25 protein-coding genes, 4 tRNA genes and 2 rRNA genes (1 of these 31 cut by a window edge) are annotated in these 24,105 nt (G+C 42.1%); 20 read left to right on the forward strand and 11 right to left on the reverse strand.

Annotation, left to right across the window (positions count from 1 at the left end; genetic code table 11):
• A 23S ribosomal RNA gene (locus E2H97_RS00360) occupies positions 1 to 1,127 on the forward strand; it begins 1,765 nt to the left of the window's first position.
• A gap of 118 nt (positions 1,128 to 1,245) precedes the next feature.
• Positions 1,246 to 1,361: ribosomal RNA gene (gene rrf / locus E2H97_RS00365) — 5S ribosomal RNA — on the forward strand.
• 226 nt (positions 1,362 to 1,587) lie between these two features.
• Here rrf and E2H97_RS00370 read toward each other — a convergent pair.
• The 4 genes from E2H97_RS00370 to E2H97_RS00385 form a co-directional block, all read right to left on the reverse strand.
• Positions 1,588 to 2,652, reverse strand: a complete 1,065-nt coding sequence (locus tag E2H97_RS00370; protein ID WP_133405284.1) for a CNNM domain-containing protein — start codon at positions 2,650 to 2,652, stop codon at positions 1,588 to 1,590.
• A 100-nt stretch (positions 2,653 to 2,752) separates the two neighbouring features.
• Positions 2,753 to 3,211, reverse strand: coding sequence for a hypothetical protein (locus E2H97_RS00375; RefSeq protein WP_133405285.1), 459 nt, complete (start codon positions 3,209 to 3,211; stop codon positions 2,753 to 2,755).
• 64 nt (positions 3,212 to 3,275) lie between these two features.
• Positions 3,276 to 3,698, reverse strand: coding sequence for a hypothetical protein (locus tag E2H97_RS00380; RefSeq protein WP_133405286.1), 423 nt, complete (start codon positions 3,696 to 3,698; stop codon positions 3,276 to 3,278).
• Entirely contained in the window at positions 3,698 to 4,105 is a 408-nt protein-coding gene (locus E2H97_RS00385; protein ID WP_133405287.1) for a hypothetical protein, read from the reverse strand. The genes E2H97_RS00380 and E2H97_RS00385 overlap by 1 nt, the downstream gene beginning before the upstream one ends.
• Before the next feature lie 440 nt (positions 4,106 to 4,545).
• On the opposite strand from E2H97_RS00385, the gene E2H97_RS00390 reads away from it, so the two are divergent.
• Positions 4,546 to 5,346 (forward strand): MBL fold metallo-hydrolase, encoded by an 801-nt coding sequence (locus E2H97_RS00390; protein WP_133405288.1) that lies wholly within the window; start codon positions 4,546 to 4,548, stop codon positions 5,344 to 5,346.
• Here E2H97_RS00390 and E2H97_RS00395 read toward each other — a convergent pair.
• On the reverse strand, positions 5,313 to 5,834 hold the full coding sequence (locus tag E2H97_RS00395) for a flavodoxin family protein (RefSeq protein WP_133405289.1): 522 nt from the start codon (positions 5,832 to 5,834) through the stop codon (positions 5,313 to 5,315). The two genes, E2H97_RS00390 and E2H97_RS00395, sit on opposite strands and share 34 nt — an antisense overlap.
• Before the next feature lie 165 nt (positions 5,835 to 5,999).
• On the opposite strand from E2H97_RS00395, the gene E2H97_RS00400 reads away from it, so the two are divergent.
• The 4 genes from E2H97_RS00400 to birA all read left to right on the forward strand — a co-directional run bounded on the left by E2H97_RS00400 (position 6,000) and on the right by birA (position 8,991).
• Positions 6,000 to 6,404 carry a hypothetical protein gene (locus E2H97_RS00400; RefSeq protein ID WP_133405290.1) on the forward strand — a complete coding sequence of 135 codons (405 nt, stop codon included), beginning with the start codon at positions 6,000 to 6,002 and terminating at the stop codon, positions 6,402 to 6,404.
• Positions 6,405 to 6,422: 18 nt separating this feature from the next.
• Positions 6,423 to 6,734, forward strand: a complete 312-nt coding sequence (locus tag E2H97_RS00405) for a helix-turn-helix domain-containing protein (RefSeq protein WP_133405291.1) — start codon at positions 6,423 to 6,425, stop codon at positions 6,732 to 6,734.
• A 276-nt stretch (positions 6,735 to 7,010) separates the two neighbouring features.
• Positions 7,011 to 8,036, forward strand: coding sequence for a UDP-N-acetylmuramate dehydrogenase (murB, locus tag E2H97_RS00410; protein WP_133405292.1), 1,026 nt, complete (start codon positions 7,011 to 7,013; stop codon positions 8,034 to 8,036).
• Positions 8,029 to 8,991, forward strand: coding sequence for a bifunctional biotin--[acetyl-CoA-carboxylase] ligase/biotin operon repressor BirA (gene birA / locus E2H97_RS00415; protein ID WP_133405293.1), 963 nt, complete (start codon positions 8,029 to 8,031; stop codon positions 8,989 to 8,991). The genes murB and birA overlap by 8 nt, the downstream gene beginning before the upstream one ends.
• A gap of 16 nt (positions 8,992 to 9,007) precedes the next feature.
• Here birA and coaA read toward each other — a convergent pair whose 3' ends face one another.
• Positions 9,008 to 9,958 carry a type I pantothenate kinase gene (coaA, locus tag E2H97_RS00420; RefSeq protein WP_133405294.1) on the reverse strand — a complete coding sequence of 317 codons (951 nt, stop codon included), beginning with the start codon at positions 9,956 to 9,958 and terminating at the stop codon, positions 9,008 to 9,010.
• Positions 9,959 to 10,194: 236 nt separating this feature from the next.
• Between coaA and E2H97_RS00425 the strand changes: the two genes are divergently transcribed.
• The 5 genes from E2H97_RS00425 (at position 10,195) to tuf (ending at position 11,872) form a co-directional block, all read left to right on the forward strand.
• Positions 10,195 to 10,270: transfer RNA gene (locus tag E2H97_RS00425), tRNA-Thr, on the forward strand.
• 5 nt (positions 10,271 to 10,275) lie between these two features.
• Positions 10,276 to 10,360 (forward strand) — tRNA-Tyr (locus tag E2H97_RS00430).
• 40 nt (positions 10,361 to 10,400) lie between these two features.
• Positions 10,401 to 10,474: transfer RNA gene (locus E2H97_RS00435), tRNA-Gly, on the forward strand.
• A gap of 10 nt (positions 10,475 to 10,484) precedes the next feature.
• Positions 10,485 to 10,560: transfer RNA gene (locus E2H97_RS00440), tRNA-Thr, on the forward strand.
• Positions 10,561 to 10,687: 127 nt separating this feature from the next.
• Positions 10,688 to 11,872, forward strand: a complete 1,185-nt coding sequence (gene tuf / locus E2H97_RS00445) for an elongation factor Tu (protein ID WP_133405295.1) — start codon at positions 10,688 to 10,690, stop codon at positions 11,870 to 11,872.
• A gap of 32 nt (positions 11,873 to 11,904) precedes the next feature.
• Here the strand turns inward: tuf and E2H97_RS00450 are convergent, their stop codons facing one another.
• The 4 genes from E2H97_RS00450 to E2H97_RS00465 form a co-directional block, all read right to left on the reverse strand.
• Positions 11,905 to 14,412, reverse strand: a complete 2,508-nt coding sequence (locus tag E2H97_RS00450; protein WP_133405296.1) for a hypothetical protein — start codon at positions 14,410 to 14,412, stop codon at positions 11,905 to 11,907.
• Between the two features lie 144 nt (positions 14,413 to 14,556).
• Complete coding sequence (locus E2H97_RS00455) at positions 14,557 to 15,585, reverse strand: M48 family metallopeptidase (RefSeq protein ID WP_133405297.1); 1,029 nt, start codon at positions 15,583 to 15,585, stop codon at positions 14,557 to 14,559.
• Positions 15,586 to 15,594: 9 nt separating this feature from the next.
• Positions 15,595 to 16,674: a YjgN family protein gene (locus E2H97_RS00460; RefSeq protein ID WP_133405298.1), complete on the reverse strand. Its 1,080-nt coding sequence runs from the start codon at positions 16,672 to 16,674 to the stop codon at positions 15,595 to 15,597.
• A gap of 77 nt (positions 16,675 to 16,751) precedes the next feature.
• Positions 16,752 to 17,378 (reverse strand): TetR/AcrR family transcriptional regulator, encoded by a 627-nt coding sequence (locus E2H97_RS00465; RefSeq protein WP_133405299.1) that lies wholly within the window; start codon positions 17,376 to 17,378, stop codon positions 16,752 to 16,754.
• A 106-nt stretch (positions 17,379 to 17,484) separates the two neighbouring features.
• Between E2H97_RS00465 and E2H97_RS00470 the strand changes: the two genes are divergently transcribed.
• The gene (locus E2H97_RS00470) at positions 17,485 to 18,543 is read left to right on the forward strand and encodes an MBL fold metallo-hydrolase (RefSeq protein WP_133405300.1); all 1,059 of its coding nucleotides are present in this window, start codon (positions 17,485 to 17,487) and stop codon (positions 18,541 to 18,543) included.
• Between the two features lie 49 nt (positions 18,544 to 18,592).
• Here E2H97_RS00470 and E2H97_RS00475 read toward each other — a convergent pair whose 3' ends face one another.
• Entirely contained in the window at positions 18,593 to 19,909 is a 1,317-nt protein-coding gene (locus E2H97_RS00475) for a M28 family metallopeptidase (RefSeq protein WP_133405301.1), read from the reverse strand.
• A 478-nt stretch (positions 19,910 to 20,387) separates the two neighbouring features.
• Between E2H97_RS00475 and secE the strand changes: the two genes are divergently transcribed.
• The 7 genes from secE to E2H97_RS18755 all read left to right on the forward strand — a co-directional run bounded on the left by secE (position 20,388) and on the right by E2H97_RS18755 (position 24,082).
• Positions 20,388 to 20,759 carry a preprotein translocase subunit SecE gene (gene secE, locus E2H97_RS00480; protein WP_133405302.1) on the forward strand — a complete coding sequence of 124 codons (372 nt, stop codon included), beginning with the start codon at positions 20,388 to 20,390 and terminating at the stop codon, positions 20,757 to 20,759.
• A 9-nt stretch (positions 20,760 to 20,768) separates the two neighbouring features.
• Positions 20,769 to 21,320 carry a transcription termination/antitermination protein NusG gene (gene nusG / locus E2H97_RS00485; RefSeq protein ID WP_133405303.1) on the forward strand — a complete coding sequence of 184 codons (552 nt, stop codon included), beginning with the start codon at positions 20,769 to 20,771 and terminating at the stop codon, positions 21,318 to 21,320.
• A gap of 148 nt (positions 21,321 to 21,468) precedes the next feature.
• Positions 21,469 to 21,897, forward strand: coding sequence for a 50S ribosomal protein L11 (gene rplK / locus E2H97_RS00490; RefSeq protein ID WP_133405304.1), 429 nt, complete (start codon positions 21,469 to 21,471; stop codon positions 21,895 to 21,897).
• A 4-nt stretch (positions 21,898 to 21,901) separates the two neighbouring features.
• Positions 21,902 to 22,600 (forward strand): 50S ribosomal protein L1, encoded by a 699-nt coding sequence (gene rplA / locus E2H97_RS00495; RefSeq protein WP_121839265.1) that lies wholly within the window; start codon positions 21,902 to 21,904, stop codon positions 22,598 to 22,600.
• A 327-nt stretch (positions 22,601 to 22,927) separates the two neighbouring features.
• Positions 22,928 to 23,431: a 50S ribosomal protein L10 gene (gene rplJ / locus E2H97_RS00500; protein WP_133405305.1), complete on the forward strand. Its 504-nt coding sequence runs from the start codon at positions 22,928 to 22,930 to the stop codon at positions 23,429 to 23,431.
• 57 nt (positions 23,432 to 23,488) lie between these two features.
• Positions 23,489 to 23,857 carry a 50S ribosomal protein L7/L12 gene (gene rplL / locus E2H97_RS00505; RefSeq protein WP_121839263.1) on the forward strand — a complete coding sequence of 123 codons (369 nt, stop codon included), beginning with the start codon at positions 23,489 to 23,491 and terminating at the stop codon, positions 23,855 to 23,857.
• A 54-nt stretch (positions 23,858 to 23,911) separates the two neighbouring features.
• Complete coding sequence (locus tag E2H97_RS18755; RefSeq protein ID WP_170308213.1) at positions 23,912 to 24,082, forward strand: hypothetical protein; 171 nt, start codon at positions 23,912 to 23,914, stop codon at positions 24,080 to 24,082.
• Positions 24,083 to 24,105: the final 23 nt, after the last annotated feature.

Below are 24,105 nucleotides of genomic sequence, written 5' to 3' on the forward strand. Positions count from 1 at the left end.
ATCAAAAACACAGCACTGTGCAAAATCGCAAGATGACGTATACGGTGTGACGCCTGCCCGGTGCCGGAAGGTTAATTGATTGGGTTAGACTTAGGTCGAAGCTCATGATCGAAGCCCCGGTAAACGGCGGCCGTAACTATAACGGTCCTAAGGTAGCGAAATTCCTTGTCGGGTAAGTTCCGACCTGCACGAATGGCGTAATGATGGCCACGCTGTCTCCAGCCGAGACTCAGTGAAGTTGAAATTGCGGTGAAGATGCCGTATACCCGCGGCTAGACGGAAAGACCCCGTGAACCTTTACTATAGCTTGGCACTGAACATTGACCCTACATGTGTAGGATAGGTGGGAGGCTTTGAAGTGTTGTCGCCAGATAGCATGGAGCCATCCTTGAAATACCACCCTTGTAGTGTTGATGTTCTAACTCTGGCCCCTGATCGGGGTTGAGGACAGTGCCTGGTGGGTAGTTTGACTGGGGCGGTCTCCTCCCAAAGAGTAACGGAGGAGCACGAAGGTTAGCTAAACACGGTCGGACATCGTGTGGTTAGTGCAATGGCATAAGCTAGCTTAACTGCGAGACAGACACGTCGAGCAGGTACGAAAGTAGGTCATAGTGATCCGGTGGTTCTGAATGGAAGGGCCATCGCTCAACGGATAAAAGGTACTCCGGGGATAACAGGCTGATACCGCCCAAGAGTTCATATCGACGGCGGTGTTTGGCACCTCGATGTCGGCTCATCACATCCTGGGGCTGAAGTCGGTCCCAAGGGTATGGCTGTTCGCCATTTAAAGTGGTACGCGAGCTGGGTTCAGAACGTCGTGAGACAGTTCGGTCCCTATCTGCCGTGGGCGTTGGATGATTGAAGGGAGCTGCTCCTAGTACGAGAGGACCGGAGTGGACGAACCGCTGGTGTTCGGGTTGTATTGCCAAATGCATTGCCCGGTAGCTACGTTCGGAATCGATAACCGCTGAAAGCATCTAAGCGGGAAGCGAGCCCTGAGATGAGTCATCCCTAGACCTTAGAGGTCTCTAAAGAGCCGTCCGAGACCAGGACGTTGATAGGCAGGGTGTGTAAGCGTTGTGAGGCGTTGAGCTAACCTGTACTAATGACTCGTGAGGCTTAACCATACAACCCTAATGGGTTTTACAGTAACAAGCTGAACCTTAGTAAGAATACAAAGCGCTTAATGAAGCGAGAACATTGAGAAACACAAACAGCTTTCCGAATGTTAAATAACAGAATTTGTCTGGTGACAATAGAGCTGTGGCCCCACCTGAATCCATCCCGAACTCAGAAGTGAAACGCAGCCTCGCCGATGGTAGTGTGGGGTTTCCCCATGTGAGAGTAGGTCATTGCCAGACGCCAAATAAGAGAAAGCCCTAGCAGAAATGCTAGGGCTTTTTTCGTGTTTGTTCGTTGATAATGACTCAATTGAACATGGGGAATATAGAAAGTTGTATGCGTAGTCTGCATTCCATTACCCATCTGGAGTAGTGCGAAATGAAAGCAATTATCAAGAGACGCTAAACTTGCTAGGCCTAATTTAATGGATGTTGCCGTACCATATATTCAATAAGCTTTGCTTAATCAATCGCTTTTCTGTTCATCTCTCGGATCAATCACGCTGTGTTCTTGTTTCCATTTTGCCCAACGCTTGTGAGCGGCTTGTTGGAGATTTGGGGTGTTATCGACTTCATCCATGATCTCTTCACCCAGCATATGTTCAAAAATATCCTCAAGTGATAAAACACCATTTAAGCTACCATATTCATCAACTACGATAGTTAATTGATGTTTGTTGCTAAGCATAAATTCGAGCGCTGTCCCTAAAGGCATGGTTTTAAATAATGCGCAGATGGGTCGTAATACTCTACCAATGCTGGCATCGCCGCCATGTTGCTGTTGATACCTATAAAGCTCAAGCTTGTGAACAAAACCGACAATATTGTCTTTATTTTCATGGTATACCAATACGCGTGAAAACGGGTTTTTAGTGTATTGAGTGAAAAATTCATTGATCGATAAGGTATCTGATACGCGGAATACGACGGTGCGAGGGGTCAACACCTTGCTGATGGCGGTTTGTCTCAAAGTGAGTATGTTTTCAAATAGTTTAGACTCGCTGATATCGAGCTCACCTGTTTCGCCCGCAAGGGAAGCAATGGCAGATAACTCTTCTCTAAGCTGAGGCTCTGGCTTTTGGTGTGAAACGAATCGGGTGACAATACTTGATATCCATACAAATGGAGTTAAAACCCACACTAACCAATTCAGTATATAGCCAGTGACAGGGGCGAGTTGTCGCCAGTATGTCGCACCTATAGTCTTTGGGATGATCTCCGAAAGCAATAAAATGCCTAGGGTCAGAACTGCAGAAAATACCCCTAACCATTCGCTGCCAAAAACGACAGTAGCATGTGCACCTGCACTGGCCGCACCGATAGTGTGAGCTATGGTATTTAAGGTAAGAATTGAAGCTAAAGGTTTATCAACATCGCCTTTTAATGTTGTCAGCGGTTTATATGATGGCTTCCCCTGTTTTTTTAAGTATGCAAGATAACCAGGCGTAATACTCAGCAACACCGCTTCAAGGATAGAGCATAAGAAGGAGATGCCAATGGCAATGGAAACGTAAACCAGTAATAACAGCAATTGCTCATCCTTTCTCGCTATAGACCATCCGTTTAATTTAACCTAGCTTTAACCTAATCTAAACATTTTTTGTTAGCTCAACGCACTGACTTCAGAATTTTTACTTGAATTCTTCCCAAGCTTTACATGAGCTTTTACCTCCATTATCACTGCATATCAGCCCCACCATGTCATTAAAGTTTCCTTGGTATATGACGCTATGAGTCTTATTGCTTGTAATGGTAACCTTACACGATTTTATTTTTGGTGGATTGGCGACATCGGCAAACCTTAACGTCACATTTGCTGGAAAATCGATTTCATTTTTAAACTCAGGGATTGAGACATGAATGCTATTATTTAGCTGATTGTTCAGTGGGAAACAGTTTGAAAGTAACTTGTGTTGGGTACACCAGTCTTTGCCAGAAGTTGGAGCTGCTTGTAATGCAAAGTTGTGAGAATGTTGAGCACGATTACTTTCCTTACTTAGTAGTTTAAGAGAGCTATTTGCCATCAAGTTGGTTGCAGTTAATAGTGTGATAATCGAAATAGTAAGTCGGCTTTTAAAATATCGTTTCATATACTTACCCTCCAATACTATTCGGATAATGGGATATCTAGATAGTGTCTGTTATTCATGGGTATCAATTCCATGGCTTACAGTTCGAGTCGTCACAACTTAAGCCAATAATTGTGTAGATAGGTCCTGAGTAGATCGTTTGGTTAGTTTCAGTGTTCTTAACAATGATATTGAACGATTCTCTATTGTCATAAAAATAGGATGGCAATATATTTTTAGGGGCTAGCTTTTGACTTGGCCCATCTTCTTTTGTCTGTATGCTTATTGCAGTATGACTGCTTGCATTAAATAGCGGCATACATGCTCTAATATTTGGGTTATTAGCCATTTGATAGTCGCAATACTCTTGTCCTGAGTTAAACACCTCAAAGTTATTTTCAGCTTGGGAATTATGGCTGTTCATTACCTCAGCGAAACAACTGACGGAATGAAGTATCATGGCGATCACACAAAGTATGACCGCTGGATTATCTACCTCACTTTTCATTATTTCCAAGGCTTACAGCTGTTATAGTCGCAAATAATCCCTAACATGTCGTATACCGGACCTGAGAATATGACTTTGTTCGCTACAGCATTTGTAACAACAAAGTTTATTGAATCGGTTTCATGATGGTCATTTACGGTGAAAACTGTGCCAGGGGCTACGGGCTGAGGAGATCCTATTACTTTTGACTCAATATTAAGAAAGGCGTTGTTATTTTCGTTATATATCGGCATACATGACTGTATTTTTGGATCCTTGCTTACTTGATCTGCACAATACTCTTGACCAGAGTGGAAATTAGAAAAATTGGTAACTGTGGTAGAACTCACTTTAGTGTGATGAGTTTCGGCATGGCTACAAACTGATGCAGTCATAGCGGCAATGAAAAGTATGTGTTGAAATAGCATGGTCCTACTCCTGTTCTGTTGATGTGTCTGTGATTTGAATCTTTAACCAGTTTTCCAAACCTTGACAGTTTAAGAAGGTAAATTATTTCTAAGATTGCTGTTGAGTAAGAGGCTTTTGGTGTTGAATCGTTAGTCGATTCCATCAGTTTTGAGATATGTGTTCAGTAGTACCGTAGTCTTAGTGAGCTTAACTGCAGCTTAACCACGGTGAGTAATTGACAGCTACAGTTTTATGCTCTTGATGCCTGAAGATACAGTATTTCAGATATCACAAATGTATATTGATTAGTGCTTCGTAGAGTTGTATCTGTGAGAGGTTATTATTTGGTAATTGCTTACCGAAGTTTGCTTTTACCATTGATGATTAACGTTTTTTCATTATATCTCGTCTGTTATTTTTGCTAGGTTTTATTTACGCTTTCTTGTGAGGTATCTAACCTGTGGAAATTAAAACCTTTTTTCATCGTTCGACAGGAACCTTGAGTTATTTAATGATAGACGGTGAAGATGCTTGCGTAATTGACTCTGTTCTTGATTATGATGGTGAGACTCAATCGATCAGGACAAATTCAGTCGAAGCTATCGTTGAGCAGTTAGAGCAGAGAGATCTTAATTTAACGTATATTTTAGAAACCCACATCCATGCCGATCATTTATCGGCGGCGTCTTATTTACGAGCTAGATGTGGTGGGAAAATCGTCGTTTCAAATAACATCAAACAAGTATACAAGCATTGGAAGCCAAAGCTGAATGGGCATGATTTAGCTGATTATGATCTATTTATCGATGACTCAACGCATTTGCCATTTAACTCCACTCAAATTGAAGTCATTGCCACTCCTGGGCATACCCCAGATTCACTAACCTATAAAATTGAAGACCATCTTTTTGTTGGTGATACTCTATTTGCACCTAGTCGAGGAACGTCTAGAGTGGATTTCCCAGATGGCAGTGCCGAACAACTTTTTCACTCCATTCATAAGTTGTATGACTTTCCACCGCATTATCATATTCACCTTTGCCACGATTACCCTAAGGAAGGGAAAAAGCCCATTTATGAAGTAACAGTACAAGAGGAAAAAGAGGCGAACGTGATGTTAAATAGTCAATGCTTGGAGCATGAATATATTGAAAAACGGCAAAACAGAGATGCCCAACTGTCCATGCCCAAACTGATTGAAATTGCGGTGCCCTTTAACTTAACTTATCAGTTACCTAGACAAAATTCGACAGTGCACTGACTTAAAAAGTCGTTGAGCTTGTGCTGATAAGCTGACTCTGGGGTGACATCATCAAAGCTGACGTACAACATCCCCTGATAATCCATGCCTAAGTAATCAAAAGTATTAATAAATACTTCTTCAAAGCAAGGTTTAGGTTGGCGATCACTTCCTGTTGCAATCACTGCTGTTTGTTTCGTGCGTAACCGTCTGCCTAGCGGCTTATGAATTTTGAGTAGGTCAGACAGCCTATCCATAAATAATTTCATTTGCGCGCTCGGTGCATACCAATATACCGGCGTTGCAAAAATAATCCGATCGTACTTGAGTATGTCTGAAATCAGTGGAAGAAAGTCATCGTCTTGATTATTAAAATTATAATCGAATGGTTTTATGTTGTAATCGCTTAAGCTGACTAGCTTCGCATTAGTTTTTGTACTTATAGCGTTTGCAACTAAATGTGTATTTCCGTTTGGGCTACTACTTCCAAGAATGATAATTGAATTCATAAATTCCTTTTATAGTGCTTAGAGGTTTTAACTAACTCATTGATTTTATTATGATGGCGTATAAGTGTCATGTGTTAGTTTGATGCCATGTCATAAAGCAGGGCTTTTTTGTTGAATAGTTTTATTTATTATCATCAGCAATCAGTGCTTTACAAGGAAATGGATATGAGTAGCGAAGTAAAAGTAAAGGGCAATGAACTGTTCACTGAAGGGTATCAGTTTAATTTTATGGTAAATGGAAAAGCAATTTCTGCTTGGGGATCATGTTGGACAGGGAAAGAAGTCATTAAGTTAGACGGTTCAATTGTCAGTGAGGGGCGATCTTATCGGCGTAAATCCGTGCACCACTTTGACATTGGTCAGGTTCCTTATGAAATTGAGTTTAATGCAGTAGATATTTTGAAAGGGCATTTAGAATGCACTCTGATAGAAGATGGTGCTCATGTTGAGACTCAATCAATAGCGTATAAGCATCCCGAAACACCCAAAAAGGTCGTGGTAAAAGAGTTATTACTTTGGATGATGATTGGATTAATAACAGGTTTCTTGGCGGCAAGGTTTTTGGGTTAATGGATCAAGGGTGTAGAAATGGATGTTAATGCAAAAACAATTAAACAATATCGACTCGTAAAAGGGTGGACACAACAACATCTTGCGGAAATCTGTGGGGTAAGTTTACGGACTATTCAACGTGTTGAACGCTATGGAACAGCTTCAAATGATACAGCGATGGGGATTGCTTCGGCTTTCGAAACTGACATCTCTCAAATTATCAACTTAGCCAGCACTAAAGAGGAGCGCCCAAAATCCAATAACAAACTGCAACACTATTGGTTGGTCGTGGTGTCTTTATTGATTGGGATGATGTTAGGTGCTGGGTTGACCTTGATCTTAAATTAAAGGATTAAATTATATGTGCAAATTTCTATTTTATTTTTTTATGACAATTGGATTTATTAGTATCACAGGATATAACTTAGGGTACTTTGTCTTTAATCCTAGAGTGGATTCGGCAGATTGGATTGATATAACAAAAGCCGTCTTCTCCATAATGGCTTGTGGCTATTTTATCCGGCGCTTAAGCAAGCATATCCAAAGTCTGCAAAATTAATCATAAATACTGAAAAACAGCTGTTGAGTCAGTACAATGGCTGTTATTTACCAAAAATCGTCACTATGACAACAAGCCAAATTTCGTTACTTTCATACAATACGCTTGGACTTAGTCAGTCTTGCTCTGAGCTCGTTAAGATCACATCTACGAGTGAGCTTATAGGGGCAATCAGCGTACTTTCAAAAAATAAAAAGTCTTGGTTAGTACTCGGAGGGGGAAGTAATCTTGTACTTTGTGACGATTTTTCGGGTGTTATCTTGCATATGGTAACCAAAGGAATTGAATATACTACTGATGATGACTTCCATTATTTATCTATTGCCGCAGGTGAAGATTGGCATCAATTAGTCGAGCATTGCCTTGAACGTAATATCAATGGGCTTGAAAACCTCGCCTTAATTCCAGGCACTGTCGGCGCTGCGCCGATCCAAAATATTGGTGCTTATGGTGTTGAGTTTGCTCAGGTCTGTGATTGGGTTGAATATGTGGATGTTGCTACTCAATCGGTCACAAGGATTTCGGCTGATGAATGCCAATTTGGCTATCGAGATTCCATTTTTAAGCAAGCGCTTAAAGGTAAAGTAGTGATCTCTCAGGTTGGATTGAAGTTAAAGAAAGACTGGAAGCCGGTTTTGAACTATGGGCCGCTACAAGCGCTTGATCCGCAGAGTGTTGCTGCACGCGATATCTTTGAATTGGTATGTAAAGTGAGGCAAGAAAAATTGCCTGATCCCAAGTTACTTGGAAATGTGGGCAGTTTTTTTAAAAATCCGATTGTCAGTATTGAGCATCACCAAAGACTTAAGCATGCTTTTCCTGAGCTGGTTGCTTACCCACACGGCGATGCAATGAAGCTTGCTGCGGGTTGGCTTATTGATAAAGCAGGCTTAAAAGGTTATCAGCTTGGTCAAGCGGCTGTGCATAATAAACAAGCGCTAGTATTGGTCAATTGTGGTCAAGCGAAAGGCGAAGATATCATCGTGTTAGCACGATATATTATTAAGCAAATTAAACAGACCTTTGGCGTTGAATTAGAGCCAGAGCCACGGTTAATAGGACAACATGGGGAGATCACCATCAATGGCTGAACAATGGCAACGCCGAAGACAAATACTGAAGGCTTTAACTGAACATCAAGGGTTTATATCTGGTGAAGAGTTAGCGAACCAATTAGACGTCAGTCGCATGACCATCAGTAATCATATTGATGCATTGGAAACGCTGGGTGTGGAGATCTTTAGCGTAAAAGGTAAAGGTTACAAACTTCAAAAAGCTGTGCCATTGATGGATGAAAAGCAGCTTTTAGAAGCAATTCAAGGGCGCTGTTTTTACTTTGATGAAATTGATTCAACCAACAGCTTTATGATGAAGCATGCCAGTGAGTTGAAATCCGGTGATATTTGTATTGCTGAACATCAAACGGCTGGTCGCGGCCGTCGTGGACGCAATTGGGTATCGCCGTATGGCAGCCATTTTTATGGTTCTGTGTTTTGGAATTTCCCACAAGGCATGGCTCAAGCCATGGGGCTTTCTTTGGTCGTAGGTTGCTCTCTGGTGACGGCGTTAGAAGCTCTCGGCGTGAGTGGGTTAGCGGTAAAGTGGCCCAATGATGTTTACCTGAATGGCAAAAAGTTAGCTGGGATTTTGGTGGAGATGTCTGGGCAAGCAGACGGAGAATGCCAAATCGTCATTGGTATCGGGGTTAACTTTGTGATGCCATCAAGCTCGGCGGAACAAATTGATCAGCCGTGGTCAGATTTAGTTGATATGGATATTCCAAGCAAAACAGAATTTGCCATCGCATTTCATCAACAACTGGTTGCCGATCTCAAGGTATTTGAAACTCAGGGGCTGAATCCATTCTTATCTCGCTGGCAGCAAACTGATTTATATAAAGACCAAGTGATCCGTCTTGAAATGGGTGAAAACCACGTTGAAGGAGTTTGTCGTGGAATTGATGAACAAGGTGGGATTTTGTTAGAGCATGATGGTGAGGTGAAGTCTTTTGTGGGCGGTGAGATCAGCTTACGCCCACACAGTTAACCCAAGCTAGGTTTACTTATTTTCTCAATAAAACCTGATTCATTAAATGATCCTGCCCTTTGCGCAGGATTAAATGAGCCCGTTCTCGAGTCGGTAAAATATTGTTGAGTAAGTTTGGGCCGTTAATGCTTTCCCAGATATTTTCAGCAATATCGGTTGCCGCCGCATCATTAAGACTCGCATAATGATTGAAATACGAGTTTTTGTTGGCGAAAGCGCCACTTCTAAATTGTAAGAAGCGATCCACATACCATTTCTTTAATAAGTCGTAATCGGCATCAACGTATATAGAGAAGTCGACAAAGTCTGAGACGAAAGGTCGATGATCTGGCGTATCGGTATCTAACCCTGTCTGTAAAACATTAAGCCCTTCTAAAATTAAGATGTCAGGCTGTTCGACTTCTAAAAATGAATCCGGTAAGCGGTCATAACTGATATGAGAATAAAGTGGGGCTTTGACTTTAGGTTTACCTGATTTCACATCAGAAATGAAATCAATCAGCATTTTCATATCATAACTTTCAGGAAAGCCTTTACGCTGCATTAAGCCTCTTTCTTTGAGATCCTTAAGTGGATAAAGAAAGCCATCAGTAGTCACCAACTCTACCTTTGGGTGTTCAGGCCAATGTTGGAGTAGCGCTTGAAGAATACGAGCAGTGGTACTTTTACCGACAGCGACACTGCCCGCAATACTGATAATGTAAGGCGTTTTTTGTGGCACATGATCTAAGAATTTATCTAACACTTGGCTACGCTGCTGCTTAGACTGCACAATTAAATTTAATAAGCGGCTCAGCGGCAGATAAATATCGGTCACTTCAGCGAGCGATAAGCGCTCGTTAATCCCTTTTAAATTCTCTAAGTCAGCTTCAGTCAGCGTAAGAGGCACAGAATTACGTAAACTACGCCATTGCTGACGTTGAAAGGCAAAATACAGAGCCTGATACGCAGATTGTGCTGAGATCATTTACTTTCCTAGAACATATAAAATTGTTTTGAGCGCACCTTACCTTATTCATATGCAAGCGACAATGAAAATTACACTGGACAAATAGGAGCTTGTTAATTTTAAAGGTGTATTTTTCATCAAAACGGTCTTTTTGAGCTGAAAAAATCAGCATTTGGCACTTTTTTTTCGATAATTTGCAATTTTCTATTGCACTTAGGGCGACATTTACCTAATATCCGACTCCGAAATGATGCGCCGGCATAGCTCAGTTGGTAGAGCAACTGACTTGTAATCAGTAGGTCCCGAGTTCGACTCTTGGTGCCGGCACCATTGATGGAGGGGTTCCCGAGTGGCCAAAGGGATCAGACTGTAAATCTGACGGCTCCGCCTTCGAAGGTTCGAATCCTTCTCCCTCCACCATTTCATTCTTCTAGGTAGTTGGTAGCCTTATTTAGGTTGCGCGGGCGTCGTATAATGGTATTACTCCAGCCTTCCAAGCTGATAACGCGGGTTCGATTCCCGCCGCCCGCTCCATTTTCAAGTTGCTGATATGGCTCAGTTGGTAGAGCGCACCCTTGGTAAGGGTGAGGTCGGCAGTTCGAATCTGCCTATCAGCACCAGCCTTCAATATTCGCTCCCATTACCTTGAATCTAAAATTCGTTCGATGCAAAATTACTGCGTCGAAGTTTTGCTATACATAAATATTGACTTTCACTACCTTAACTTAGGTTGAACTGAGGCATATCATGGCTAAAGAAAAATTTGAACGTAGCAAACCGCACGTTAACGTTGGTACTATCGGTCACGTTGACCACGGTAAAACTACCCTAACAGCAGCTATCTCACACGTACTGACTAAAGCTTTCGGTGGTGAGACAAAAGATTTCGCACAAATCGATAACGCTCCAGAAGAGCGTGAGCGCGGTATTACGATTAATACTTCTCACATCGAATATGACACTGAGACTCGTCACTACGCACACGTAGACTGCCCAGGTCACGCGGATTATGTTAAAAACATGATCACTGGTGCTGCACAGATGGACGGCGCTATCCTAGTAGTAGCTTCTACTGACGGTCCAATGCCACAAACTCGTGAGCACATCCTACTTTCTCGTCAGGTAGGTGTACCTTACATCATCGTATTCATGAACAAGTGTGACATGGTAGATGATGAAGAGCTTCTAGAGCTTGTAGAAATGGAAGTACGTGAACTTCTATCTGAATACGAATTCCCAGGTGATGACCTACCAGTTATCCAAGGTTCTGCACTAGGCGCACTAAACGGTGAAGCACAGTGGGAAGAGAAAATTCTTGAGCTAGCAAACGCTCTAGACACTTACATCCCAGAGCCAGAGCGTGCAATCGACGGTGCGTTCATTCTTCCAATCGAAGACGTATTCTCAATCCAAGGCCGTGGTACTGTTGTAACGGGTCGTGTTGAGCGCGGTATCATCAAAGTTGGTGACGAAGTAGAAATCGTAGGTATCAAAGATACGACTATGACTACTTGTACTGGTGTTGAAATGTTCCGTAAGCTGCTTGACGAAGGTCGTGCAGGTGAGAACTGTGGTATCCTACTACGTGGTACTAAGCGTGACGAAGTTGAGCGTGGTCAAGTACTAGCACAGCCTGGTTCTATCACTCCACACACTACTTTCGAATCAGAAGTATACGTACTTTCGAAAGAAGAAGGTGGACGTCACACTCCATTCTTCAAAGGTTACCGTCCACAGTTCTACTTCCGTACAACTGACGTAACTGGTACTATCGAGCTACCAGAAGGCGTAGAAATGGTAATGCCAGGTGACAACATCAAGATGGTTGTTACTCTAATCTGCCCAATCGCGATGGACGAAGGTCTACGCTTCGCAATCCGTGAAGGTGGTCGTACTGTTGGTGCTGGTGTTGTAGCTAAAATCGTTGAGTAATATCGACATTTAGTTGAACACAGAAAAAGCCGCTAATCAGCGGCTTTTTTTATGGTTAATCGTTTTGAATCATCGAATGTAATTATCTGATACAAATTACTGGAAATTCGGCCTTTTGTACCATCAATCGCTCCCCATACTTGCTTTTCATGGAAGGTTTTAACGGAAATAACGCCTTCTTTTCTGTTTACTAAAGACATGGTTAGTCTTTCTATTGGCTGGTTATCATCCCTTATCTCTATTTGTGAGCGGTTGTTGTTATCTACTCGCCAGTGGGCTAAGCGCTGTGTAGGCTTTGCATCAACAAACTCTCCCCAAAGTACAGGCTGCCATTGCTCTGATAGAAGGCTTTCAGTAAAAAAGCTTCTTGCTACTTCCCCATTAGGACGAGCGGAAATTAAAACGGGTCCAAGTGTTTTAAATCCAGGCTGTTTTTTATGATTTGTAGTAATCATAAAGTCAGTACATTTTTTGACGGCCAACGCATAATCTTTGTCTGTACTAAAATTCAATTCTGAATCGGAGTCGTTAAATGTATCTCCTGTTACGCATCTCGGCAATTGTAAATCAAGGAACAAGCCTGCATCTACAAAGTCAAACTCTTTGGTGGCCAAGTTGGAAATCACATCGCTCTTCGCTTGATTGTTAAGTATGAGCTTTGGCGAAGGTAAGCGCTGCCCTGCGAGTAATTTATTGCCCTGCCTGACCCTTCCTTCAAGCTCAATATAGATATTATGCCTCTTTGCAAAACCACTGTTGTCAACTGCCATAACGTTAGCAGGCAAATTAAGGTTTATTATCGAATCAGGTTCCGAGGGGCTAGTGTTTTCATTCCATCGACCTTTAGCAAATAATTGGGTCGATGCTTTAAAAGTAGGTTCACTTTCATTTTGAAAGCCTTGCTGCACGAGATAGTAATTCACTTCCCCGCTGCTTTGTTGCGAAGGGATGGGGAGCAGTTCGGCAACAATATATTCATTGCCGTCTTGAGCCACAATTGGGCCTGTTAATAAATTAAGGTTACCTTCAGATGGTTGATTTGAGATTAGTTGACTTAACTCTGTAGGAAAAAGTGTATAGGTTTCTTCAGCTTGTTTTAGCATAAATGGTCTAAAACAAGTTGTTTCTAAGGTGGGGGTTTCTGGTTCAGTACAATCGAACTTTTTATTGACTTTAAGAACTGAGTTTTTGGCAGTAATGTTTGTTTCAATTCCTTTGGCACCATCTCCAAATTTTGTATTGTCGTTTAGCATATTGGGAAAGAACCTAAGCATAGGGTCCCCAACGAATGGTGATTGTATAGGTGTCCCTCCAAGGGCGTATTCATTGGCTGTGATTTCAATACTCAATGTTGGCATCGTTTTATTGACTAATAACAGAGAGTTTTCTGCGTTATTTGTGGCCTTTTGATATTGGTTGTTTGGTCTACTCCAGTTTCCTTCGGCGTAAACTAAAAAGTGATGTGCTTCAGGTGAAACTGGGGCGGAAAACGTACTGCTATCAAAACTCCATTTGCTCACTTCATGAACTAAGTTATTTGTTGATATATCAAGAATAAATGATTCGATTTGAGCAGCAGGTGCTGGGGTATTGTATATAAAGCTCATGCTATACAGTGGACTTGTTAAAAGTTCGTTTACATCTATGGCTTGACTGGCACTTTGTTTCTTTATCATTGTAAGCAGATCGGCCATGCGCTGACGATTGATGTTTGAGTTGGATTCGGAGGGAAATGGGTTCATTGCTTGATGTAAAATCGGTGACGCCTTTATTGTATCTGAATTGAAATCCCGACCATTGTTATCGAATTGAAAGGCCGCTTTAGATATTGCGTCCATTGACTTCATCTGCTTTGAAGCTAAGAAAGACATGAGCTCTTCAACTGTCAGTGATACATCATCAGGTAATGATACCTTTTGTTGCTCTATTGATTGGGAAGAGGTGGCAGAGACCGCTTCAAATCCGTTTGCGAGATTAACAGCGATAATATGAGCCACACTTCGTATGTGCCTTGCATCTGAAGCATTATTGGGCTCAGATGTTGCTTCTGCGACGATATAGTCAGTTTCTAGATCGAGACTGGTATTTAGTCTTTGCTTGATGTCCTTTTTGGCTTCATTTATTTCTTTTCCAGATTCGACGAGCTGATGAACTAATGTCGTCAGAGGGCTTATTATTGTTGACTTTGCTGGAGCAGAGATAATGAAAGGCTTAGTGATAGATTTTCCTGACAGGACGTTGACCGTATTGTTCGAGATTTCTGCGATTAAGGGCGTCGTGTTGTAGACGTCTTCTGGGATCTCCGTAAAACGATAGTTGCCATTATTATCTGATTGAGTTTGGATATCGGTTTCATCACAACGTGCATTATTATCTATGTCTAGGCAACTTTTGGCATTTTTTAAATAACTTGATCCCACCATGACTTTTCCAGAAAGAGATTTCAATACAGGAACAGAGGAATCGTTATTATCCTTATCTCCGCAGGCTGATATTGTTAGAATCAACAATAGGATGAAAAATAGATCCTTAAGTTTCATTTGAGTTACTCCTTTCGACTCAATCAGAATGAGCATTATTAAGAGTAGTTGAGTTAGATGATTTCGTTTTATAAAACGCACAAAATACTCAAGTCTTACTTGAGGAGTCTAGAGGCCTTCTATGGCCTCTGATATGCAGTAATCTTAATTGCTACTATTTGAGATCCGTTTTTCAATATCGGGGTGGCTTTGTAAATATTCTAACCAGTGATGTACTTTGCCTTTAGATAACTCCTCTCCGTGAGCTTCTGCTAATAACGTCAGTGCCTTTGCAAAAGCCTGTTTAGATTTGCCTAATTTCGGTAGCATCAAATATGCATACTCATCGGCCTGTGTTTCCATATCGCGGGAAAAAGACGATTGCAGTAAACTGGCTCCAGCACCAATCACCATTTCACCCGCGCCCTCGATATCGCCTAACATCAGTGCAAATAGCATAGTAATGGCTGTCGAGCGTGCCAATTGCTTCATCCCATGCTGATGATGAACATGACCAATTTCATGTAGTAATACGGCTTGTAATGCATCTGGATGTTTTTCCATTAACTTTACAATGTCATCAGTGACGATCACTGTGCCATCTGGTAGCGCCATAGCATTCGCGCCGATGGCTGAATCTCTAAATTGCAGCTCAGTATTCACGAGAGGATCGTTCGTGGTCTTTAGTACTTGTTGCCACAACTGATCAACCTTGTTTTGCTCTTCAATCGTTAATTGGCTAGGTTTAAGCAGCGTCCTATCCATGACGGTTAGTGTTTGCTGGCCGGTTTTCTTAGCAACAACCTCTGGCAGAAGCGGAACGGCGGCATCGGCAGCCGCAGGGAGGATTTTAGTCGTCATCACCCACATAAAGGCTGGGATGATAATGAGAGAAGCAAGAACGACAGTCCAACGTGTTTCTAGCCAAGCAAGTAGCTTGCTTTTTGAGTGTTGTGTTGGCCAAGTCCATTCGGCTAAGTCGGGAATGAACCGACAGCCGCTATGAAAAAGTAATTCAGTTGGCAAACTGGGGATCACATCGCTGTAGCGGTATGCATCCGTATTCGCATCTGTTATCAAGGCTAAGGTTTCAGCATCGATAATGCGCACAAAACCTTGATCATTCATTTTGGCAATCGCATCGCGGAATTGCGCGCTTTCAGCTAGCTGATATTTTCCTCTAACCTGCAACATGCATCGTCCTTAAGTAAATGATAAGTCGGCATCAAAGAAGCCTGCCGCTTCTTCACCAAAGGCAGGATCTTTCCCTTGAACATCGTTGACTAAGGTGTCTGCTTGTTCAGTGAGTTGGACTTGGATGTGTTGTGCGACAAAACGTCGAGTACGGATCTTGGTTACTGGGTAAGCAAGCCCAAGTGACAAAATTAGCATGAGCGAGTTAAGGAGCTGCAATTTTATATAGCCACTTAATGACATATCAGTTTTGAACGTAGCAACGTTTTCTATCTTTAATGAGCCGATGATGTGTTTAAGGACGATACCACGAGAAACGGCGATAGCGACAAAGTTGAGAAGTAAAAGCCCTGCATAAAGCAAAACGATTAACCCCATTAAGGTGTTAGTTAATTGTTCACCAGCTCCATCTCCTGCTTGCGCAATGACCACGCCATAGCCTACTGCAAAAATGACTATCGTAATTATCCCGGCCATCATAATCGCAATAGCGACAAGAGCGGCAACATAATATTGTCCAACATCAGTATTCAGTTTAAAGGGCTGACCGCCGACACTGAGATTGTCGAAAATGTATTTATCAATTCGCTGATGAACCCAAGGTAAGGCGATGCCAAGAGTAAAGAATAAAGCCAGCATAGGAAGTAACAAAAAATTCAGAACGATTTCCCAGTAGTTCCCCTTAAAAGAAAACCGAATATTGCGATAAGAAGTCATGCGCATGTTAAATCTAATGCTTTGCATGATAAGCCAAGGCGTTGCAATTAATATCAACAAACTCATCCCTAACGCGAGCATGGGAGTTAGTGAAGATAAGATGGTAATTACAATAAACACAGATACCGCTAATAGGCGACCTTTTAGAATTTGCAGCGGAGTGGCAAGATAACGAAAACCATGGTCTTCTAATTTAGTGTGGCCATGTAAATATTGATTGGTATGTACTTTGGCCCAAGCGCTGTAGATCCCTAAGGTTAATATACTGAGTAACAGATTAACTATCCAAATTTTGAAAAACTCACCGGATTGTCCAGTAAATTTGGCTTGTGCGATACGGGTATTGGGTGTAGTACTATCCAACGTGCTCATGGCTATTCCTTGCTATGAAAAATGATGTTGTTTTTATGCAACATCATGTTAACACTAACAATGAGTTTTTTGGCTGTTTATTTAACTACAGGTATGCTTGTATCTATTTTTAGATATCGACTTAAAAAGAGAGCTGTGGTGTCCCTTGATAACTGTAGCATTTCAGTGTGATTCAAATTTGGTTTAATCCCTATCAATTGTGGCCAGAAACATTGACCTTTAACTAAGCTATGTAATTGCTCCGCGGCTTGTTCAACATTTTCGATTGAAAGTGTTTGTTGCTGTTGTTGATGCTCTAACCATTTAAACAATGCCGTTTCATTTAGCTGAAATTTCGCGGCTTGCTCCTGCAGCTTTTCAGTATTAAAAAGGTAGTGTCCAAAAGCCACTTTCGAGAGCTCTAGATATTCTGCTTCCCCTAAAATTTGAATTTCTGCTAAAAGCAGGTGTTGAAGTTGCTGTTGGATATCGAGTTCAGTTATCTGATCCAAGATCTCAACCCCAAGAGCACGCTGCCATAAATCAGATAATAGGGCGATGACCAAGACTTCTTTTGATTCAAAATGATTATATACGGTGCGTTTAGACACTTGTGCCGCCTGTGCGACTTTATCCATGCTGGTATTCGCTACGCCTTCATTTAAGAACAGCTGCTTGGCTGAAGTTAAGATGGCTTGGCGTTTGAGCTCGCTACGAGTTTTCATTTGGTTCTAGCTTAGAAGAAATAATGAGCTCCATCTTACACTACCGAGTTTACTTTTCATCTTTTATATATAAACTACACCGAGTAGTTTACTTTTGGTGTCGGTTATGAAAATCAAAATGATTGCGGTCTTAATTGTGAGCGTGGGGGTAGTGATGTTGAATGCATGTATTAATAAACATAATCAGTCTGCTGAGGTGAAAACCAAGTTTCAAAATTCAGAATGGCTCGATGGGTTCAGTTTTACTAATATGATGGCGATCCTAAAGGATTATATGACCGTTTCGCGTAAAGCCGCGGTACCAAAGGAAGCGATCCCAGTAACTGAGATTGATGCCGATGCATTGAATGAAGAAACCCAAGATGTGGTGTATAAACTTGGTCATTCCAGCTTATTGTTTAAATTATCAGGATCATTAGTTATGGCTGATCCTGTATTTAGCGAACGTGCCTCTCCTATACAATGGATGGGACCAAAGCGCTTTCATCAGCCACCGCTCAGCGTTGAAGTTTTACCTAACATTGATGTAGTGGTGATCAGTCACGATCATTATGATCATCTTGATAAAGGCGCGTTAGCTGATCTTACTAGTAAAACCCAGTGGTTTTTAGTGCCGCTAAAAGTAGGAAAGCATCTGGAAGAGGTTGGTGTAAGTAAAAATAAGATCATTGAATTGGCCTGGTGGCAGTCACATACCATCAATGGCATTGAATACACGTTAACGCCAACACAGCATTTCTCAGGCAGAGGGCTATTTGATAAAGACACCACATTATGGGGCAGTTGGGTCATAAACACAGGTGAACAAAATCTATACTTCAGCGGTGACTCTGGATATTTCAGCGGCTTTAAAGAAATTGGCGAAAAATACGGTCCCTTTGATCTGACGTTTATTGAGACGGGAGCTTATAACAAGCGTTGGAGTAAGGTGCATATGTTTCCTGAGCAAAGTGTGCAAGCGCATTTGGATTTAAAAGGCAAAGTAATGATGCCGATCCATAACAGTACCTTTGATTTAGCCTTGCACGACTGGCATGAGCCTTTGGATAGAGTTTTGAAAGAAAGTAATAATAAAGAAATTAGTTTGATCACGCCAATTGTAGGGCAGCGAGTGGAGTTGTCTGATTTATTGAAAAGCGAAAATCAGCAACGCTGGTGGAAGTAAGTTAGTAATATCGCTCCAGTACCCACTGGAGCGATGACATTACACTGAGCTAGAAAATCTTCCCGCCTTGTTTTACCTTCTTCTTATCAATTCGAGTTGGTGTCGCCTCACCAGAAACCAGTGGCTGACTGGCCGCTGCGACCGTTTTGACCACTTGAGTCAATGATTGTAAATCCAAAGTAGAAACATCATCAGTAGATTGATGATAATGTTCATCTTTATCAATTTGTGTACTACTGAAGCTATGAGCCGGAACGCCTAAACGAGCCAAAGTGGCATTGTCTGAGCGATAGAAGAGGTTTTGTTTAGGGTATGGGTCGGGATGAATTTCCGTATTCAGTGGCTTAAGGGCTTGATTCATGATTTGAGCTAGATCTGAGCGTTCATAGCCAGTCATCCATAATTTACCTGCACCAAACTTTGAAGGCTTACCAATCATCTCTAAATTGATCATGGCAACAATTTGGTCGGGATCGGTATGAGTAGAAAAATACTTTGAACCAAAGCCACCGATTTCTTCTGCACCAAAGGCCACAAACATCAAATTACGTTTGTTGTTTCCTAAAGCGGCAAAGTGCTGGGCTAAGCTGATGATCCCTGATACGCCAGAAGCGTTATCGTCTGCGCCATTAAAAATGGTTTCTTTATCGCCTTTAAATTTAGGCGGTAAGTGATCGTAATGTGCGGAGTAAAGGATGGTTTCATCCGATGATTTGCTAGCGGGTAATACCCCGACAACATTGGATAATGGTTTTTGTTCTAGTTCGCTGGTGGCGTTAATATTGATCGAATTTACTTCGGTGGCATCAGTCAGAATCGCAAACAATGAACCGTTATCTTCTTTACTCATTTTTGCTTTAGGGTATTCGAAGTAGGATTTGTAGCGTTTGAATAGCTTTTTATGAGTAGGGTTAATCAGTATTAATTGATTACCACCCTCTTGGTTAGCTTTAGTGAACGCGGAACGAAGATTATCCTCAGCTCCCACGACTGAAATAGTAAGTTTATTCGGATCTTGCCACTTAAGTACATCGCGACCACTTACAAATGCCACTTGTTTTAGGTCTATAGCTTGTCCGTTCAGTTGTATGTCAGTTGATAACGGTCTTCTTAAATATATCGAAAACTTTTGTAGGTAGCTGCCGTTGTAGGGTTTCAGGCCAACTTCTTCAAAGCGCTCGGCAATGTAAGTGGCCGCTTTATCAGCATATTCAGTAAAGCTGGCTCGACCTTTCATTTCATTACTCGCTAAGTAATGAACATCAGCAGAAATTGGAGCAAGGGTGATTTCAGGGTTGGGTTTATCGCTACAGGCGCTCAGTAGAATAGCGCCACTGAGTAGCGCTAAACAGAATGACTTTTTCATTGTGCACATATCCATTTTGCAGTGTGTTAATAAGATCACTGACGTGTTTATTATATTTTCATCCGTGAGTGATACGAATTAGCACGGTTAACCTCTCTTGTAACGGTGAAAGGTTATGGCAGTATTAGAACGTATCATTGTCACTCAAACGGTTAATCTAACCACTTAGGTTAATCGAAAATCCGAAGTGTTTAGCTAAGGCAAATAACATTACAGACATCTTCTCCTCGCATCAACTCACATTTGTTGATAAATGAAGCAAATTTAAGTTGAGAATATCGCTGTTGGCTTGATCGTTAACAGGATTAAGCATACAATCTATGGCCGATTTTTTACCCGTCACACAGGTTTTTGTAGAAAAACTGCGGAAAATTTCGATAATATCCATGTTTCATGACACATTGAGTCATCTCATTGTGTATAGACGTATTTAGACTATAGATTTCACTCAGGTCGTATTGAGTAACGGAAACAACCGATGACAACGAATACTGAAAACCAGGGAAATGCTCTGGACCTTGTTAAATGGGGCATAGCGGTTATCCTGATTGCTGCTGCCGTAATTGGTAACCAAATGTACAGTGAAGCCAGTGTTTTGGTTCGTGCAATTGGCGTAGTAGTTGCTTTTGCTATTGCGGGTGCCTTTGCTCTGCAAACAGTAAAAGGTAAGGAAGCTTTAGAATTTGCCAAAGAGGCGAATATTGAAGTGCGTAAAGTGGTATGGCCAACGCGTCAAGAAGCTCTTAACACGACGTTTATCGTTCTGATCGCTACCGGTATTCTTGCAGTAGTACTATGGTTGTTGGACATGGGTTTAATGAAAATTGTCAATTTGATCACTGGCGTATAGGCACCAAGCATGACAGAAGCGACTGAAGCTAAAAAAAGATGGTATGTAGTTCAAGCATTCTCTGGCTATGAAGGCCGAGTGTGTAAGTCTCTTATTGAGCACATCAAAATGCACAATATGGAAGACTACTTCGGTGAAGTATTAGTTCCAACCGAAGAAGTGGTTGAAATGCGTGCTGGTCAACGCCGTAAAAGCGAGCGTAAGTTCTTCCCTGGCTATGTTCTAGTCCAAATGGAAATGAACGATGAAAGCTGGCACTTAGTGAAAAGCATTCCACGCGTAATGGGCTTCATTGGTGGTACTTCTGATCGCCCAGCGCCAATTACTGACCGTGAAGCGGATAAGATTTTAGCGCGTCTGGCTGAAACTACTGAGTCTCCAACTCATCGCGTGATGTTTGAGCCTGGTGAAGTGGTTCGCGTTACTGACGGTCCATTTGCTGACTTTAACGGCACGGTTGAAGAAGTGGATTACGAGAAGAGCCGCCTGAAAGTATCGGTAATGATCTTTGGTCGTTCTACTCCGGTTGAATTGGATTTCAGCCAAGTCGAGAAAAACTAAATTCGAGCAATATAACAGCGCTCAAATTTAGCACAAATTAGATTTGTATGCGGATGCGGATTTCTATATAATCCGCATCCGTTGTTTTACGGGGAGCTGTCTGCATTCAGCAGCATAGCGTTTGAACCCAAACTGAGGAAAAGTCAAAATGGCTAAGAAAATTGATGGCTACATCAAGCTACAAGTAAAGTCTGGCTCTGCCAACCCATCGCCACCAGTTGGTCCTGCTCTAGGTCAAAAAGGTGTGAACATCATGGAATTCTGTAAAGCGTTCAACGCACGTACAGAAAAGATGGAAAAGGGCATGCCAATCCCAGTTGTTATTACTGTATATAACGACCGTTCTTTCACTTTCGAAACTAAGACTCCACCTGCGTCTTTCTTACTTAAGAAAGCAGCTAAGATCAAATCTGGCTCAGGTCGTCCTAACACTGAAAAAGTGGGAACCATCACTCGCGCTCAACTAGCTGAAATCGTTGAGATCAAAGCGGCTGATATGACTGGTGCTGACGAAGATGCGAAAATCCGCTCTATCGAAGGTACTGCACGTTCAATGGGTTTGGTAGTAGAGGGTTAATACAATGGCAAAGCTTACTAAACGCATGCGCGTGATCCGTGAAAAAGTTGATTCGACTCAAAACTACGAAATCAACGAAGCTGTAGCACTTCTTAAAGAACTAGCGACGGTTAAGTTCGTTGAGAGTGTAGACGTTGCTGTTAACCTAGGCATTGATGCTCGTAAATCAGATCAAAACGTTCGTGGTGCAACTGTACTACCACACGGTACTGGTCGTGAAGTTCGTGTTGCTGTGTTCACTCAAGGTGCAAACGCAGAAGCGGCTAAAGAAGCTGGCGCTGAACTTGTAGGTATGGACGATTTAGCTGCTCAAGTTAAAGCTGGCGAAATGAACTTCGACGTAGTAGTTGCTTCTCCAGATGCAATGCGCGTTGTTGGTCAACTAGGTCAAATCTTAGGTCCACGTGGTCTAATGCCTAACCCTAAGACTGGTACTGTTACGCCTAACGTTGCTGAAGCGGTTAAGAATGCGAAAGCAGGTCAAATCCGTTACCGCAACGACAAGAACGGTATCATCCACACTACCATCGGTAAAGTGGACTTCGAACCAGCTCAATTGAAAGAGAACCTAGAAGCGCTATTGGCTGCTCTTAAGAAAGCAAAGCCTGCTTCTGCAAAAGGTACCTTCATGAAGAAAGTTACTATCTCAACCACTATGGGTGCAGGTGTAACAGTAGAGCAAGGTTCTTTAGAAATCGCTTAATGATTTCGTAGTGGGGAAATGCAAATTTTCTCACTATACAAGTGGCGCCGATTGATTTATAATCTGCGCCCCTAATTCAGAGTAAATCTCATGAATTAGCAAGGGTTGAAGCCTGTAATACAGCTCGAGCGTATACAGGTTTCCATCCAAGACCGTAGGTGTCACAAGACTTAATCAAGTTTAACTACTTATCCTGCGTAGATGGTGTCAGGCCCCAGATAGAATTTTTTCTGCTGGATCATCTGCACCAAGAGTCACTGAATCATAAGATTCAGTATGGTTAATACTAGGGATAACCCCTAGGTAGAATCCAGGAGCATAAAGCCAATGGCATTAAATCTCGAAGACAAGAAAGCGATTGTTGCTGAAGTCAACGAAGTTGCCAAAGGTGCGCTATCTGCAGTTGTAGCCGATTCACGCGGTGTAACTGTAGGTGATATGACTGGTTTACGTAAAGCCGCTCGCGAAAACAACGTTTACTTACGTGTTGTTCGTAACACGTTAGCACGTCGCGCGGTAGAAGGTACTGACTATGAGTGCCTAAGCGAAAGCTTTACCGGTCCTACTTTGATTGCTTTCTCTAACGAGCACCCAGGTGCTGCAGCGCGTCTTTTAAAAGACTTCGCTAAAGAGCAAGACAACTTCGAAGTAAAAGGCGCAGCCTTTGAAGGGGATTTCATCCCTGCAACTGATATTGATCGTTTAGCGAAACTGCCGACTTACGAAGAAGCACTAGCACAGTTGATGATGACTCTAAAAGAGGCTTCAGCTGGCAAAATGGTTCGTACACTGGCCGCTCTACGCGATCAAAAAGAAGAAGCTGCAGCATAATTATTATTTGCTGGCCGCTTAACAAAATTGAATTCAGAACAATAGGAAATATTTCTAATGTCTATCACTAAAGATCAAATCTTAGAAGCCTTTGCTGAAATGTCAGTAATGGAAGTTGTTGAACTAATCGAAGCAATGGAAGAGAAGTTCGGCGTATCTGCAGCTGCTGCTGTTGTTGCTGGTGGTGCTGGTGAAGGTGCTGCTGCTGAAGAGAAGACTGAGTTCGACGTAGTTCTTACTTCTCACGGTGACAACAAAGTTGCTGTAATTAAAGCTCTACGTGGCGCAACTGGCCTAGGTCTTAAAGAAGCTAAAGGTATGGCTGAGTCTGCCCCTGTTGCTGTTAAAGAAGGCATCTCTAAAGAAGAAGCTGAAGCAGTAGCTAAAGATCTACAAGAAGCTGGTGCTCAAGTAGAAATCAAGTAAGTTCTAATATAGACTTACTCACTCAATCAAAATTGAGTGTAGGCTGGCGGTTTTTTGACCGCTGGCTTTTTTGCGCTAAAGCGCAGGCGAAATTTTCACCGTTTATCGCCACAAGTATTCCCAGTCATGGAAGAGATTTTTGGCTGGTTGCACCCTTGGCAGAGATTACTGGCTAAGGCTGCTACAACGGTGATGGGCAAACGTGCTGATGGTATCTTTCATTAACCATTCAGTGTTGGTCACATCTG

The sequence above is a fragment of the Parashewanella tropica genome (genome assembly GCF_004358445.1).
In the GTDB taxonomy this organism is placed as follows: domain Bacteria; phylum Pseudomonadota; class Gammaproteobacteria; order Enterobacterales; family Shewanellaceae; genus Parashewanella; species Parashewanella tropica.

Excerpts from the sequence above, each read along its gene's own strand:
- E2H97_RS00375 (WP_133405285.1), bottom strand. The coding sequence starts at position 3,211 with ATGAAACGATATTTTAAAAGCCGACTTACTATTTCGATTATCACACTA.
- E2H97_RS00380 (WP_133405286.1), bottom strand. The coding sequence starts at position 3,698 with ATGAAAAGTGAGGTAGATAATCCAGCGGTCATACTTTGTGTGATCGCC.
- E2H97_RS00385 (WP_133405287.1), bottom strand. The coding sequence starts at position 4,105 with ATGCTATTTCAACACATACTTTTCATTGCCGCTATGACTGCATCAGTT.
- E2H97_RS00395 (WP_133405289.1), bottom strand. The coding sequence starts at position 5,834 with ATGAATTCAATTATCATTCTTGGAAGTAGTAGCCCAAACGGAAATACA.
- E2H97_RS00400 (WP_133405290.1), top strand. The coding sequence starts at position 6,000 with ATGAGTAGCGAAGTAAAAGTAAAGGGCAATGAACTGTTCACTGAAGGG.
- E2H97_RS00405 (WP_133405291.1), top strand. The coding sequence starts at position 6,423 with ATGGATGTTAATGCAAAAACAATTAAACAATATCGACTCGTAAAAGGG.
- murB (WP_133405292.1), top strand. The coding sequence starts at position 7,011 with ATGACAACAAGCCAAATTTCGTTACTTTCATACAATACGCTTGGACTT.
- birA (WP_133405293.1), top strand. The coding sequence starts at position 8,029 with ATGGCTGAACAATGGCAACGCCGAAGACAAATACTGAAGGCTTTAACT.
- coaA (WP_133405294.1), bottom strand. The coding sequence starts at position 9,958 with ATGATCTCAGCACAATCTGCGTATCAGGCTCTGTATTTTGCCTTTCAA.
- tuf (WP_133405295.1), top strand. The coding sequence starts at position 10,688 with ATGGCTAAAGAAAAATTTGAACGTAGCAAACCGCACGTTAACGTTGGT.
- E2H97_RS00450 (WP_133405296.1), bottom strand. The coding sequence starts at position 14,412 with ATGAAACTTAAGGATCTATTTTTCATCCTATTGTTGATTCTAACAATA.
- E2H97_RS00455 (WP_133405297.1), bottom strand. The coding sequence starts at position 15,585 with ATGTTGCAGGTTAGAGGAAAATATCAGCTAGCTGAAAGCGCGCAATTC.
- E2H97_RS00460 (WP_133405298.1), bottom strand. The coding sequence starts at position 16,674 with ATGAGCACGTTGGATAGTACTACACCCAATACCCGTATCGCACAAGCC.
- E2H97_RS00465 (WP_133405299.1), bottom strand. The coding sequence starts at position 17,378 with ATGAAAACTCGTAGCGAGCTCAAACGCCAAGCCATCTTAACTTCAGCC.
- E2H97_RS00470 (WP_133405300.1), top strand. The coding sequence starts at position 17,485 with ATGAAAATCAAAATGATTGCGGTCTTAATTGTGAGCGTGGGGGTAGTG.
- E2H97_RS00475 (WP_133405301.1), bottom strand. The coding sequence starts at position 19,909 with ATGAAAAAGTCATTCTGTTTAGCGCTACTCAGTGGCGCTATTCTACTG.
- secE (WP_133405302.1), top strand. The coding sequence starts at position 20,388 with ATGACAACGAATACTGAAAACCAGGGAAATGCTCTGGACCTTGTTAAA.
- nusG (WP_133405303.1), top strand. The coding sequence starts at position 20,769 with ATGACAGAAGCGACTGAAGCTAAAAAAAGATGGTATGTAGTTCAAGCA.
- rplK (WP_133405304.1), top strand. The coding sequence starts at position 21,469 with ATGGCTAAGAAAATTGATGGCTACATCAAGCTACAAGTAAAGTCTGGC.
- rplA (WP_121839265.1), top strand. The coding sequence starts at position 21,902 with ATGGCAAAGCTTACTAAACGCATGCGCGTGATCCGTGAAAAAGTTGAT.
- rplJ (WP_133405305.1), top strand. The coding sequence starts at position 22,928 with ATGGCATTAAATCTCGAAGACAAGAAAGCGATTGTTGCTGAAGTCAAC.
- rplL (WP_121839263.1), top strand. The coding sequence starts at position 23,489 with ATGTCTATCACTAAAGATCAAATCTTAGAAGCCTTTGCTGAAATGTCA.